Origin of the sequence: Dolichospermum sp. FACHB-1250 (genome assembly GCF_014696335.1) — a bacterium.
In the GTDB taxonomy this organism is placed as follows: Bacteria; Cyanobacteriota; Cyanobacteriia; order Cyanobacteriales; family Nostocaceae; genus Dolichospermum; species Dolichospermum planctonicum.
In genome coordinates, this window is sequence record NZ_JACJPZ010000003.1 from 20371 (window position 1) to 34287 (window position 13917).

General features: G+C 37.5%; 16 protein-coding genes and 1 pseudogene. 8 read left to right on the plus strand and 9 right to left on the minus strand.

The window, feature by feature from the left end; translation table 11 throughout:
- Positions 1–140 precede the first annotated feature (140 nt).
- The 3 genes from H6F39_RS01555 to H6F39_RS01565 form a co-directional block, all read right to left on the minus strand.
- On the minus strand, positions 141–1499 hold the full coding sequence (locus tag H6F39_RS01555; RefSeq protein WP_190371165.1) for a cysteine desulfurase-like protein: 1359 nt from the start codon (positions 1497–1499) through the stop codon (positions 141–143).
- Between the two features lie 207 nt (positions 1500–1706).
- A complete protein-coding gene (locus H6F39_RS01560; protein WP_199290826.1) occupies positions 1707–2609 on the minus strand; it encodes a DUF4922 domain-containing protein in 903 nt (300 codons plus the stop codon).
- Positions 2610–3013: 404 nt separating this feature from the next.
- On the minus strand, positions 3014–3517 hold the full coding sequence (locus H6F39_RS01565) for a pentapeptide repeat-containing protein (protein ID WP_190371164.1): 504 nt from the start codon (positions 3515–3517) through the stop codon (positions 3014–3016).
- Between the two features lie 14 nt (positions 3518–3531).
- On the opposite strand from H6F39_RS01565, the gene H6F39_RS01570 reads away from it, so the two are divergent.
- Positions 3532–3996 (plus strand): YraN family protein, encoded by a 465-nt coding sequence (locus H6F39_RS01570; protein ID WP_137906734.1) that lies wholly within the window; start codon positions 3532–3534, stop codon positions 3994–3996.
- A 65-nt stretch (positions 3997–4061) separates the two neighbouring features.
- Here the strand turns inward: H6F39_RS01570 and H6F39_RS01575 are convergent, their stop codons facing one another.
- The gene (locus H6F39_RS01575; protein ID WP_190371163.1) at positions 4062–4454 is read right to left on the minus strand and encodes a hypothetical protein; all 393 of its coding nucleotides are present in this window, start codon (positions 4452–4454) and stop codon (positions 4062–4064) included.
- Positions 4455–4611: 157 nt separating this feature from the next.
- On the opposite strand from H6F39_RS01575, the gene queA reads away from it, so the two are divergent.
- The 3 genes and pseudogenes from queA to H6F39_RS20535 all read left to right on the plus strand — a co-directional run.
- Positions 4612–5757, plus strand: coding sequence for a tRNA preQ1(34) S-adenosylmethionine ribosyltransferase-isomerase QueA (gene queA, locus H6F39_RS01580; RefSeq protein WP_190371162.1), 1146 nt, complete (start codon positions 4612–4614; stop codon positions 5755–5757).
- A 422-nt stretch (positions 5758–6179) separates the two neighbouring features.
- On the plus strand, positions 6180–7025 hold the full coding sequence (locus H6F39_RS01585; RefSeq protein WP_190396082.1) for a hypothetical protein: 846 nt from the start codon (positions 6180–6182) through the stop codon (positions 7023–7025).
- 191 nt (positions 7026–7216) lie between these two features.
- Positions 7217–7358: pseudogene (locus tag H6F39_RS20535) on the plus strand (transposase); the annotation flags it as partial.
- Between the two features lie 111 nt (positions 7359–7469).
- Here the strand turns inward: H6F39_RS20535 and H6F39_RS01590 are convergent.
- The gene (locus tag H6F39_RS01590) at positions 7470–8165 is read right to left on the minus strand and encodes a TrkA family potassium uptake protein (RefSeq protein ID WP_137906780.1); all 696 of its coding nucleotides are present in this window, start codon (positions 8163–8165) and stop codon (positions 7470–7472) included.
- A gap of 65 nt (positions 8166–8230) precedes the next feature.
- The gene (locus tag H6F39_RS01595; RefSeq protein ID WP_190396083.1) at positions 8231–9586 is read right to left on the minus strand and encodes a TrkH family potassium uptake protein; all 1356 of its coding nucleotides are present in this window, start codon (positions 9584–9586) and stop codon (positions 8231–8233) included.
- 196 nt (positions 9587–9782) lie between these two features.
- Between H6F39_RS01595 and H6F39_RS01600 the strand changes: the two genes are divergently transcribed.
- The 4 genes from H6F39_RS01600 to H6F39_RS01615 all read left to right on the plus strand — a co-directional run bounded on the left by H6F39_RS01600 (position 9783) and on the right by H6F39_RS01615 (position 12938).
- Entirely contained in the window at positions 9783–10625 is an 843-nt protein-coding gene (locus H6F39_RS01600; RefSeq protein ID WP_137906729.1) for a methyltransferase domain-containing protein, read from the plus strand.
- Between the two features lie 41 nt (positions 10626–10666).
- On the plus strand, positions 10667–11608 hold the full coding sequence (locus H6F39_RS01605) for a homogentisate phytyltransferase (RefSeq protein ID WP_137906728.1): 942 nt from the start codon (positions 10667–10669) through the stop codon (positions 11606–11608).
- 16 nt (positions 11609–11624) lie between these two features.
- Complete coding sequence (locus H6F39_RS01610) at positions 11625–12104, plus strand: M48 family metallopeptidase (RefSeq protein WP_190396084.1); 480 nt, start codon at positions 11625–11627, stop codon at positions 12102–12104.
- A gap of 201 nt (positions 12105–12305) precedes the next feature.
- The gene (locus H6F39_RS01615) at positions 12306–12938 is read left to right on the plus strand and encodes a type I restriction enzyme HsdR N-terminal domain-containing protein (protein WP_190396085.1); all 633 of its coding nucleotides are present in this window, start codon (positions 12306–12308) and stop codon (positions 12936–12938) included.
- A gap of 41 nt (positions 12939–12979) precedes the next feature.
- Here H6F39_RS01615 and H6F39_RS20935 read toward each other — a convergent pair whose 3' ends face one another.
- The 3 genes from H6F39_RS20935 to H6F39_RS01625 all read right to left on the minus strand — a co-directional run bounded on the left by H6F39_RS20935 (position 12980) and on the right by H6F39_RS01625 (position 13901).
- The gene (locus tag H6F39_RS20935) at positions 12980–13114 is read right to left on the minus strand and encodes a hypothetical protein (protein WP_255501492.1); all 135 of its coding nucleotides are present in this window, start codon (positions 13112–13114) and stop codon (positions 12980–12982) included.
- A gap of 126 nt (positions 13115–13240) precedes the next feature.
- On the minus strand, positions 13241–13438 hold the full coding sequence (locus H6F39_RS01620; RefSeq protein ID WP_137906725.1) for a hypothetical protein: 198 nt from the start codon (positions 13436–13438) through the stop codon (positions 13241–13243).
- Entirely contained in the window at positions 13419–13901 is a 483-nt protein-coding gene (locus H6F39_RS01625) for a PIN domain-containing protein (protein WP_190396086.1), read from the minus strand. Before H6F39_RS01625 ends, H6F39_RS01620 begins: the two co-directional genes overlap by 20 nt.
- Positions 13902–13917 lie beyond the last annotated feature (16 nt).

The following is a 13917-nucleotide window of genomic DNA, read 5'->3' on the forward strand; positions in this document are numbered from 1 at the left end:
GTCCCCGTGGCGTAGCACCTGTCACCTGTTCCCTGTTCCCTGTTCCCTGTCCCCTGTTACCTGTTACCTGTTACCTGTTACCTGTTACCTCTTCCCTGTCACCTGTTCCCTCTTCCCTGTCACCTGTTCCCTGTTCCCTCTTAAACAATTTCATTTAGGGTTTGTAATAGTTGATCTATTTCTTCAACTGTGTTATAATGGGCTAATCCTATCCGCAATAATCCACCAGATGTTTCTACATCTAATTTTTCTGTGAGGTTAATTGCATAAAAATTTCCGTACCAAACAAATATTCCCTTTTCTCCTAATATTTGGGCTATGGTTGCGGGCGTTTTTCCTGCTATGCGAATAGATACTGTTGGTGTGCGCCATTTAAATTGGCTGGGTTCTGTAATACCATATAAGCGTAAACCAGGGATTTTTAATAAGCCTGAAATTAGCTTTTTACTTAATTCTCTTTCATATTGTTGAATGGCTGACATTGCTGCTATTAAAGCTGCTCGTCGACTATGATAGGCTGATACTAATTGATGATTTTTTTGTTCTGGTGCTGTCAAAAATCGAGGACAATGGAAGGTAGTTAAACCTTCTCTGTCGGCTTCTATTAAGGAGGAAAGTAATTCATTATCTAAGTTTGGGGAAACATGACAACCTAATTTGGCTAAATAATTAATCGCTGCTATTAACCCGGCTAAACCTTCATGATTTAAAGTTCCTGTTTCCCATTTTGAGGGAATTTCTTCTGTTGCTGGTTTAACTTTATAAGGGGAAAATCTGGTTAAATGTTCTCTTTTTCCGTAGACAATTCCTACATGGGGTGCGAAGAATTTGTAAGCAGAACAGGCTAGAAAATCACAATCTAAATGATGAACATTAATCAGTCCATGGGGCGCGTAATGGACAGCATCAACATATACTAAAGCCCCGACATTGTGGGCTATTTTGACTATTTTACTAATATCATTAATTGTCCCCACGGCATTAGAAGCATAGGTAACTGCTACTAATTTGGTGCGGGAATTTATCTTTTTTTCTAAATCATGCCAATCTAAAGTACAATCAGAAGTATTGATATCAACAGCACGAATAATTACACCTTTTTCTGCTAAAGCATACCAAGGAGAAATATTCGCAGCATGATCTAAGTCTGTAACGATAATTTCATCACCAGCTTGTAATTCTCTACCAATAGCGCGACTCACAGAGAAGGTGAGAGTGGTCATATTTGCGCCAAATACTATTTCATCATTATCGCATCCTAAGAAGTCAGCGATCGCTGCTCTGGCGGAAATAATTAAAGCATCTGTTCGCAAACTTGTAGCAAAAGTACCATGAACATTCGCATTTGATCTAACTAAATAATCACTAATTGCGTCTAAAACTCCACCAGGAACTTGTGTTCCTCCTGGTCCATCAAAGAAAATTGCTGGCTTTTTGTTGATTGTTTGTGTGAGTGCGGGAAACTGAGAACGAATCCATTTTATATCTAGAGATTCCATAGTTTTTCCTCTGTTTATGATTTTTGTTTCGCGTAAAGGTGCAAGATGTGAGTATAGCAATCTTCAGTGGGTTGTGAATGTATTTTTTTTTGAACGAACCACAGAGGACACAGAGGACGCAGAGGTAGAGAAAAAAGAGGTATTCACGTCTGATTTAAGATCGCTATATATTAGATTATATTTTACTCTAATATTTTACTCTAATATTTAATTTTTTTCTATGGGAAAAGCAACATTAGTTAAAATATTAATTGGGTTAATGTTTTTAAGTATTTCCATTTGTTGTTGATTTTTGACTAATAATGCACCTGCAAAACCTAGAGAATTTATGGAAATTTCTGCAAATTCTTCTTGTTTTCGCGGCACAATTAACATCCATTTTCGTGTAATTAAAAGATTATATGCTCCCGATTGTAGATTATTTTCTAGAGGTTTAATTCCCATTTTCTGTAGTAAATTATGATATTTTTCTAAGGTTACTTTTGGACTTTCTCCGCTATGAAGATTAGTAAAAGCGTGTAAAAAGGGAAATTCTCGGATAGTTCCCATATTATTTTCTAATTTTGCAGTTTTTAAAAGTGGGGAAATAGGAATATCTGTTTCTGAAAAAGGGACAATTTGTAAATGTTTATGTGGTTGACTCGCACCAGCTAGTTTACCACCATTGTAAAATACTAAACCTTCAAATTCTCCTAAACAAGCCCACATTGCTGTAAAATCTTCTAGGGTGAGTAAGGTTTCTTGTTGTTCAAAAATGCGGGTGATAATTAACAAGTGATTATCCACAACATTGAACTTATTTAAAAGACAAACATGAGTAGGAGAGATATCGGTGACAAATAAATCTTGCTCGTAGGGTAAGAAAGGATTAAATTCTTTACCAGTTCTAGCAATTTGTTGTTTTTGTTGTTCTTTATCGGCTTGTTTGCGGTTGAGATTTGCTAAAATTCTGATCATAAATTTTATCCCATCTTGTTCGACAATTTCCAATTCCGTGGGAATAGATTTTAACGCCCCAGAATTTAAAGCCAGTTCTGTTGTTTGCTTCACACTTGTCCATAAAGTACCTGGTACAAGTAGAATTTTTTCCTGATTATTAATATCTGCCAAAATTCACCTAATTAATAATACAAATTGACATCTCCCAAACTAACATACTTTTATCCTTAGCAGGGCTTTCTCATTCTCAAATCAGTATCAAATGGTATTAGCGACTAGGGGGGGCTAGAAGTCTACCCCACAATTATCAGCAGTCGCAAGCGACTAGGGCGGGCTAGAAGTCTACCCCACAATTATCAGCAGTCGCAAGCGACTAGGGCGGGCTAGAAGACTACCCCACAATTATCAGCAGTCGCAAGCGACTAGGGGGGGCTAGAAGTCTACCCCACAATTATCAGCAGTCGCAAGCGACTAGGGCGGGCTAGAAGCCTACCCCACAATTATCAGCAGTCGCAAGCGACTAGGGCGGGCTAGAAGCCCACCCCACAATTATCAGCAGTCGGGTATGTTCTTCTCTACCGACAATATAAAGTATCTCTTGTGTCTCTACCTGTTACAGTATTAGTACCTTTAGCTACTTTACATAATTTATTGTTTTCATCTCGACGCAGTAGCACATCTGTAAAATCAGCACCATCAATTATAGCACCATCAAATTTAGCATTAGCGGCAAATGCGCCTTCTAAAATGGCGTTTGTTAAATTGGTTTTTATCAGACGGGCGGAATCTAATGTAGCGTTAGTTAGGTTAGCTGCTTGTAAATTTGCTGATTCTAGATTAGCAGCAAAAAAACTTACACCTGTTAAATTGGAGTTACTAAAATTACTGTAGCGGAGATTGGCTTTAGTAAAACTAGAGTCTCTTAAATCACGTCCAGAAAAATCAGCACTGATGAGAATTTCTTTGTTATATTCCAGTGCTACAGCAGGGGGGACGATAGCGATGAAAGCGGTGGTGGAAATCATCACCCAAAGTAATAAACTGAATATACTTGTCCAGTTTTGATGTGTATTATTCATGGTATTGTTATTGAATGGCTAATTCTTCTCCATTTAATTATGCAGATATTGGTAACATAGGTGAAGACCTAGTAGCCAAATGGTTACAATCTACAGGTTGGAAAATTTTACACCGTCGCTTTTGGTGTCGCTGGGGAGAAATTGATATTATTGCCCAATATCAAGACACAACGGTGGCATTTATAGAAGTTAAAACCCGGAGTTCCGGTAATTGGGATGAATTGGGTAAAAACGCCATTACTCCCGAAAAACAAGCAAAAATCTGGCAAACGGCGGAAATATTTTTAAGTGAATATCCTGAAAAAGCTGATTATTATTGTCGCTTTGATATAGCCCTTGTTCATTATCAACCTACATCAAAAAAGCTGATAAAAAGGGCAGTTATTGAAGAAGTCTCTCTGGCTAGTTTATCGGTGTCTGGATATGATTTTCAGCTGCAAGAATATATTCTGGCAGCTTTTGACCAACAAATAATATGAGATCAGAATTATTGTCCATTCTGTGATACTACACAAACAGTTTTGAATTTTCAGTTTTAAATTGTTTAAGCCAGTGTTTCTGGACAGTAGCCTAAACCACGCACAAACTGTTGTCTAAATGCTTCAATTTCTTCTCTTTCAGGATTTCCATGGGAAACAATTGCTACTTGATAACGACCCATTACGTCTACAGGGGTTTGTCCAGCTTCTAAACTCCACAGTGCCATTTGTACTCTCATTGGTGGTTGGTAGTTAATGCCTAATTCATTCAAAAATGCCCGAAAATCACCATCTTCCTGGGGTGAAAGCACTTCTTTAAATTTGATTCTGACTACCCAACCATTAATTTGATGAATTATACTAACAAAGGAAATAGGGGTTTCCTTTCTAGCGTGGAGGTGTTGAACGATTCTCAGTGTGAGACTGGCATTGGCCAAGTAATATAAGTATTCGCTCATGGTGTGAAGGATCAAAGCTAATTTTACCTCTCTATCTTCCCTAATCAAGCCCAGTTCCCGGTAGGGTAAAAGCCCCCGTTTTTCTATGGGGAGATTTACCCATTAATTCCCCTTAATGAAAATCAAGTAACAAATAGTATAAGCAAAATTGCAGAAAATGTCTAGTCTAGAAGTACAGGATGTGAATTTAGATTGTTCGTTATCTAGTTATGACTACGAACTTCCACCAGGACTAATTGCTCAAAACCCTGCTGTTCCTAGAGATAGTTCCAGGTTATTGGTTGTAAATTCTCTGGAAAATCCTCATACTATACCAGTTTCTCATCATATTTTCCGTGATTTACCGGAATTGCTGCAACCGGGTGATTTGCTGGTAATGAATAATACGAAAGTGATTCCCGCTCGGTTGTACGGATGTAAGTCTACTGGTGCGGAAGTCGAGGTGTTACTATTGGAAGAACGACAGCATAATTGCTGGTTGGCTTTGGTGAAACCTGGTAAGCGGTTTAAGATAGGCAATGAAATTATTTTTACAGCAGGAGGAGAGGAAAATCAACAGACATTAAGGGCGACGGTGGTTGAATCAGATCCACAAACCGGGGGGCGATTATTGCAGTTTGATTTGCCTCCAGCAGTGCCTTTAGTCCAGGTATTAGGCAAATTTGGCGAAATTCCCCTCCCACCTTATATCACGGCCTCTACCGCTGCTAATGAACAGTATCAAACGGTGTATGCTCAGGAAGCAGGAGCGATCGCTGCGCCAACAGCAGGACTACATTTTACACCGGAGTTACTAGAAAGATTGCGGGTTTGTGGCATTAATCAAGCCTTTATTACTCTTCATGTTGGTGTCGGTACTTTTCGCCCAGTAGAAGTAGAAGATGTGACTACTCACGCCATGCACGAAGAATGGATAGAGGTTTCTGCTGATACCGTTGAGCAAATTCGGGCTACTCAAGCTGCGGGAGGACGCATTATTGCGGTGGGGACAACAGTGGTGAGAGCGTTAGAAGGAGCGGCGCAATTAGGGGATTTACAGCCATTTATGGGGAAAACGAACTTATTTATTTATCCTGGCTATAAGTGGCAAGTTGTGGAGGGTTTAATCACCAATTTTCATTTACCCCGTTCTAGTTTGTTGATGTTGGTTAGTGCTTTAATTGGTAGAGAAAGGTTACTAGATATTTACCAAGAAGCGATCGCCTCTGAATACCGCTTTTATTCTTTTGGGGATGCCATGGTGATCCTACCAGCAGATAAAAAGAAAAGCATAAAATTACATGAGACCTCTGGTGAAAATTAATTAAATATGTGTTTTCCAAAAGCGATACAAAAAAGCTAACATAAGCTAACAATTACCAGCTTTTTCTTCCTGAAAGTGTCGGCACTATGTAGAGATGTTCCATGGAACGTCTCTACCACGTTCAACCTGACCGCTTAACTGGCATTGAATCATGTCGGGGATTAACACTGAGTAATTTAACGTGAGATGTAGTTTGAGTGAGTATAAAGTAGAAAAAATTTAATTATACCACCAATAATGGCTTTTTTTTGACATACGAAAAAGTGGGAATTTTGGAGTGTTCATTGGCAATACATAACTATATAGTTCTTATTACTGAGTAAATAATACCAATACCAGGACTTACGCAACTGGCACATTGGTAAGGTGAATCAGACTGCAAAAATCCTTGATCAACTCAAAAATCAATGATCAGTAAATCAATGAATATCAATCAATATCAGCCAATTGTCCTGGGATTTTCCGCCATGGTCTTGGCTTCTGCTGTGAGTCTTCCTGCACAAGCCGTTAACATACTCCAAAATGGTAATCTAATTCCCAGTCAAGCGATACAAGATGCCTCTCCAAATAACAGTTATCGTTTTACACAGGGCGTATATACAAACAACGTCATCCCAGGCTGGGTTATTGACAACAAATCCTATGCAGCTATAACGCCACCTGGTACTGCCGTCGGTCGTGGGAGTGCACCCGGACTACCGGGTGTATTTGCGTTAAATGTTGCACCTGGACAGACTGTTAATTCTCCTACTGGTGACCCAGCATGGTTCTTTCAATTTGACGGAGACACACAGTATGGACCGAGATTGAGTCAACAATTGACTGGTCTTACCGTAGGGAAGAACTATACCGTCAGCTTTTATCAGGCAGGAGCATCCATTAACCCTGGAGGTCATACCAATATTTACAACACACCCACATGGGATCGATTCCAGGTTACTTTTGGTAACGAAGTTAAATGGGCTCCTCAGATCGACATGGCTCTTTACGAGAACGTTCGACCCTGGGAGAAAATAACCATGGACTTCACAGCCACTAACACAAGCCAATGGCTGAGTTTCTTCAACGTAGGCGGTCCAGGTGGCCAACCTCCTATAGCACTCTTGACAGGCGTAACAGTCGACGACGGAACGCCACCTCCTACGGCTGTTCCCTGGGAAACAGACGCGCTTCCTTTAGTGGGTGCAACCATGGTATTTGGGGCTGGCGTTTTTGTCAAAAGAAAAATTGCCCAAGGGAAAATCAAGAACCTTAATTTTGAACCTTGAACGATACAAAAAAGCTAACATAAGCTAACAATTACCAGCTTTTTCTTCCTGAAAGTGTCAGCACTATGTAGAGATGTTCCATGGAACGTCTCTACCACGGTCAACCTGACCGCTTAACTGGCATTGAATCATGTCGGGGATTAACACTGAGTAATTTAACGTGAGATGTAGTTTGAGTGAGTATAAAGTAGAAAAAATTTAAAGAACATATTGATAAATTTTATTGGAAACCTGTTTTCACAGTCTAGCTCGTATTATGTGGCATCAAGTGGTGGTGCGCCAATTGAAAAACTAAAGCAATATATCAAGGAACAAGACGCACCAACGAAGTAAATAGAATAGAAAGATTAGAATAGAAAGATTGGTTATTTCCGCTTCGCTACAATAACCTGCTCTAACCCCTACCATAAGGGTACATTGAGGGTAGGGACTGCCGCGAGAAGTTCAAATTGGTAAACGATTAATATCTTTGTTGCAACCAATTACTACCATTGCAGAACCTTTTTCTAAACGTTTAGTTGGTTCAGGATTAATGATAAATTTACTATCATGACTTACGGCCAACATATTTAAACCATAACGGTTACGAAGTTGAAGTTCAGCAATAGTTTTTCCATGAAATTCATCAGGAACAATTAACTCCACAATGCTATTATCTGGGTCAAGATCAAATCTTTCTAAAATTCCTGGTTTAGTAAGTGTTCGTGCTAAAGCACAACCGGCTTCATATTCAGGAAATACTACATGATCTGCTCCCACTCGTTGTAATAATTTATGGTGAACTTCACTAGAGGCTTTTGCCACTACGTGAGGTACACCACCTTCTTTTACATTTAAAGTAGTAATAATACTTTCTTGAACGTAGTTACCAATGGCGACAATTACGGTATCAAATTCAAAAATTCCGGCTTCTTTTAGTGCTGCTGGTTCAGTTGAATCTAGTTGTAAAGCATGACCGACTATTTGCTCATTTAAAGCCTCAGAAACTCGTTTTTCGTCAACATCTGTGGCTAATACTTGATAACCTAAATTATGCAATGTTGAACAAACAGAACGACCAAAACGACCTAAGCCAATGACAGCAAATTGGTGATTGTCTTTACGTAAACTGCGGAGAAATTTTAATGATGAAAGATTCATAATGGGTAATGGGTAATGGGTAATGGGTAATGGGTAATGGGTAATTGGTAATGGGTAATTGGTAATTATCCAACCAGGAGATTTTCTTCAGGATAATGAATTCTACTAGGACGAGGATCACCTAGTATGGATGACATTAATAGTAAGATACCAACTCGACCAATGTACATGGTGAGAATTAAAATTAATTTGGCTGTGGTAGAAACAGTAGCTGTAATACCTGTAGAAAGTCCCACTGTACCAAAGGCTGATACTACTTCAAAGAGAATCTGAATAAAGGGAAATTCCGGGTCGGTAATACTAATTAAAACCGTGGAAACAATCACAGTTGCTAATGAACCAAATACTACACCTACTGCTTTTAAAATTAATGATACGGCAATTTTGCGATTATATAATAATACCTCCTCTTTACCTTGCAAAATTGCCTTTGTACAACTGGTAATCACTCGTAAAGTTGTGGTTTTAATTCCTCCTCCTGTACCTCCAGGACTTGCACCAATAAACATGAGCGCAATCATAATGAACAATCCAGCATTGGTCATTTTGCCAATGTCAATACTATTAAAACCAGCAGTTCTGGTGGTAACTGACTGAAACCAAGCGACTAATATTTTTCCGGTTAAATCTAATTTTCCAAAGGTGCTATTATCTTTAATTTCTATCATCAAAATAGCAATTGTTCCTAGCACTAATAATATTAAGGTTGTGCTAGTAGCCACTTTAAAATCTAGGGAAAATATTAAACAACTATTTTTTCTGATCAAACGATTACTTTGATAAGTAAAGCTATCTCTTAACCACAAATACATATCCAAAATTACCTGATAACCAATACCTCCAAAAATAATTAATGTGCCAATTGTTAAAATCACTAAAGGAGAAGATTGATAACTGATTAAATTGTCTTTAAATAGACTAAAGCCAGCATTATTCCAAGCACTAACACTATGAAAAATTGCTAACCAAGTTCCTTCTTGCCAACCTTTTTCCGGGACAAAGGCTATCATTAGTAGCAATACTCCCGTAAGTTCAAATAATAGGGTAGTTGCAATAATGGAACGGATAATTTGAGTGCTTCCACTCATCCCTGGACGATCTAAAGCTTGTTGAATTGCTACTTTTTGTCGCAAATCAAATTTTCTGCCTATTAATAACATCAAAAATGTGGTAGTTGTCATATAACCCAAACCACCAATTTGGGCTAAAAGAGCAATAAACAATTGACCTAAAAAGGAAAAATCAGTACCAGTGTCTACCACAGCTAAACCTGTAACACAAACTGCGGAAGTTGAAGTAAATAATGCCACAATGGGATCATTCCAATTCCCGTTACCAGTAGAAAAAGGCAAGGTTAAGAGAATTGTTCCCAAGAGAATGACAGCGATAAACCCTAAACAAATTGTCCGAGCAACGGTCATAAATAATTAAAAATCAATTAAAAATCAATTAAAAATCAAGAAAATTTGTGCATTTAGGTTATTTTTGAGATTCGCAAGGTAGAATTGATCAGTTACTCCCAGGCAAAAATATCCCTATCTAATTAAAAACATAGATGGTAGCCTAAGAATAAGTTTTTTCTTTTCAGTTTCTTATGTTATCTTTATTTATCAAATAATGAGTCAAATACTTTACAAACAAATTCAGGAATTTTACGACGCTTCCTCCGGGTTGTGGGAGCAGATTTGGGGTGAACATATGCACCACGGTTATTATGGTGTAGATGGTAAACAGGTGAAAGAACGCCGTCAAGCACAAATTGATTTAATTGAAGAACTGCTAAAATGGGCAGATGTTCACGGTGCTAAAAATATCCTTGATGTGGGTTGTGGAATTGGTGGTAGTTCTTTATACTTGGCTGAAAAGTTTGGGGCAAATGCCACGGGAATTACATTGAGTCCTGTACAAGCCGCTAGAGCCATGGAAAGGTCTTTGGCAATGAATTTGAGTCAAAAGACTAGATTCATGGTGGCCAATGCCCAGGAAATGCCCTTTGATGACGATTCTTTTGATTTGGTCTGGTCACTGGAAAGCGGTGAACATATGCCGGATAAAACTAAGTTTTTGCAAGAGTGCTATCGCGTGTTAAAACCCGGTGGGACTTTGATTATGGTGACATGGTGTCATCGGAATACGGATAAGTCAGCACTGACAGCGGATGAACAAAAGCACTTAGAGGACATTTATAGGGTCTATTGTTTACCTTATGTAATGTCTTTAGCGGAGTATGAAGCGATCGCTTGGCAATTACCATTAAATAATATTCGCACTGCTGATTGGTCAACCGCAGTTGCACCTTTTTGGAATGTAGTAATTGATTCAGCTTTCACGCCCCAAGCATTTATCGGTTTATTAATGGCGGGTTGGAGTACAATTCAAGGAGCATTATCTTTAGGGTTAATGCGTCGAGGTTATGAAACTGGGTTAGTTCGCTTTGGTTTATTACGCGGGACAAAGTAAGTCCAATTCTTTCAGATGGTGCAAATAAAAAAGAGCAAAAAATGAATCAATTTTATCAACAAAGTTCTGCTGTTTCTCCAAAAAGTTGGTTTTATTCTTTTTGGAAATTTTCCCGTCCTCATACGATTATGGGAACAAGTTTGAGTGTTTTGGGTTTATATTTAATTACCCTGGGTGTTACTTCTACAAGTTTTTCTGGTTTGCATATTGGGCAAATTTTAGCAACATGGATTGCTTGTATAAGTGGTAATATTTATATTGTTGGTTTGAATCAATTGGAAGATATTGATATTGATAAAATCAATAAACCTGATTTACCTTTAGCTGCGGGAGAATTTACGAGAGGACAAGGACAATTAATTGTTATTATTACTGGTATTTTGGCTTTGGCTGTAGCATGGCTAACTGGACCTTTTTTAATGGGAATGGTAACAATAAGTTTAGCAATTGGTACGGCTTATTCTTTACCACCAATTCGGTTAAAACAGTTTCCTTTTTGGGCTGCTTTATGTATTTTTTCCGTGCGGGGAACGATTGTTAATTTAGGTTTGTTTTTGCATTTTAGCTGGGTATTGCAAAGAAGCCAAGGTATTCCCAGTGCAGTTTGGGCTTTAACTGTTTTTATCTTGGTATTTACATTTGCGATCGCAATTTTCAAAGATATTCCTGATATGGAAGGAGATAGGGTTTATAATATCACAACTTTTACCCTCCAACTTGGACAACAAAAAGTATTTAATCTGGCTCTTTGGGTATTAACTATCTGTTATGGAGGCATGATTTTAGTAGGATTATTTCAGCTTGCGGAAGTTAATACTATTTTTGTTGTAATTACCCATACATTAACTTTAATTGTTTTATGGTGGCAAGGTGCAGGAGTTGATTTACAAGACAAAAAAGCCATTACTAATTTCTATCAATTTATCTGGAAATTGTTTTTCATTGAATATCTACTTTTTCCCGTCTCTTGTTTATTAGCTTAAAATTTAGCTTAAAATCATGTTAGAAACATTTTCTATTTCATCTAATTCATCTAATATTTTCGCAATTTTTGTAGTCATTGTTGGTCTGGCTATTCTTGGTTATTTGAGTATCAAAACATTGATTACTTCTAATTTATTTCAGCAAGGTATCAATTTTTATCAAGCCAAAGATTTTGAAAATGCCGAAATAGCTTTGAGAAAAGTTATTGCTATCAATTCTACCAATGACATGGTACGTTTGTTGTTAGGAGATATTTTAAATCAAAAGGGACAAATTGCCGCAGCCAAAGCGTTATTTTGTGAAGTAATTGATAGCAGTCCTAAAAATCCTGATGCTTATTTACGTTTAGCAAATATTCTCATGCAGGAACAACAGGAAGCAGCAGCAAAAGCTAATTTAGTCACAGCAAAAGAGTTATTGCAAAAACAGCGTCAACCAGAAAGAGCGAAAAAGGTTAGTGTTTTGTTAGATAAAATGATGGCTAAAAATATCTGATAGCAAAGCGTGGCGTAGCCATATTATGATTTTTAGGATTATTACAGTTGATTTGATTTATACAGGACTTACGCAAAATATCTCTCAAATCCTCATTTCTCCGTGACCTCTGTGCCTCTGTGGTTCGTTATTCCATGAATCTTGCGTAAGTCCTATTATACTATGATTTGAGCTTGAAATTTCGTCAGGAGAAATATCAAAATGCTTCAGTCTATTGCGGCCAAGGATGTGACGCTACGGGAATTAAAGCAAAATTTTGGCATTCAAATCGTTCAAGATGCTACTTTTTTTCCTGAGTGGTTGGATGGGCTTGAGGCTTTGAACAAAGAAGAGCAACATTTATTAGATCGGGTGAAGGCTAATTTTTTAGAATTGATGGATGATCCCCCAATGCTAGAAAATACAGTGAAGATGGTGGTACTTGCGCCCTTGTTAGATTTAGCTGGTTTTTATCATAAACCGTTTAGGATTGAAACAGAAACGGGTGTGGCTTTAGAAATGGAGGATGAAGGAACGATTATTCGGGGGCGGATTGATGTTTTGGTGTTAAAAAATCGGCTTTGGTTGTTGGTAATTGAATCAAAACGGAGTGATTTTGCGGTGACACGCGCAATTCCTCAAGCTTTGGCTTATATGTTGGGTAATCAGGAAACTGTGCTACCAACCTTTGGCATGATTACCAATGGTAATGAGTTTTTATTTTTAAAGGTATTGGAACATAAATATGCTAATTCACGCTTGTTTTCTTTGGTAAATCCTGATAATGAGCTTTATAGTGTGTTACAGGTATTAAAACGTTTGGGAACGGAGGCGATCGCCTTCAGTGAGACATAGGAATCGCTAATGGTTAAGAATATTTATTGCATCTTTATATCCTATCTTCCGGGATTATATTGGTAAAAAAATTCTTCAGAATCCATTTTTTGTTGGTTTTCATAGATACTCAACCGTTTTGCAACCGCAACTAAAGCATCTAATGGTGATGTGTATTGAATAGTTTGTTTACGCATTGTCTTTTTCAATTATGGATATAAATTTAAAATAACATAACCTCAGCCTCCCACTTTTAAAACATCCTCTCAGATAAAATCAAAAAAGCTATCAAAAACATTAAAAATTAAACCATCCCTTTCCCTTTATTTATTTACTTCCTTATTATCCCCTCTCACAAATTGTTGAAAATCTTCTATGGTTGGTTCTTCTAATTGATATTTTTCAGTAGTGTAATCTCCATAACCTACTTCAAATTGTTGAATAAAGCGTAACATTCCTACAACTCCCAAGGATTCAATTAATGCTTGATATCCTTGTTGTCTAATTTCTGTTAGTTTCATCTGCTTCCTCCTGTAAAATGTTCATTAACCGAACAACGGGGTTTTCTACTTTAATGGTAATCAAATCTGGATACTTTTTAGCTTTTCTTAATAATCTGTCATCAGTGGTTAAAAATATATCCAGATTATAGGTTTGACTAAAAGCTAAGTGTAAAGCATCATAAAGTTTAAATCCCAGTTTAACTAAGTCTGAGGCTAATGATTCTATTATGTCATTTGTTTGCAGATAATTAGTAGCAATGGATAGGATAGCTTCTAGTTGTTCTTTTTTGAAGAGGTCTGAATTTTTCGCTAGTTCAAATTGCAGTGCATCGCTGTTTACTAATGTCCATTTTTTTTGCTCGCATTGTTCTAAAATGGAGAGCATAGCTTCTGCTTCTAATTTAATCCTAGACTGTTGTAAGTCATCTAAGGAACGACATAAACAACAAATATCAGCATAAATTAAGTAGTTTTTACTCATCGTTTTCCACTTTCTT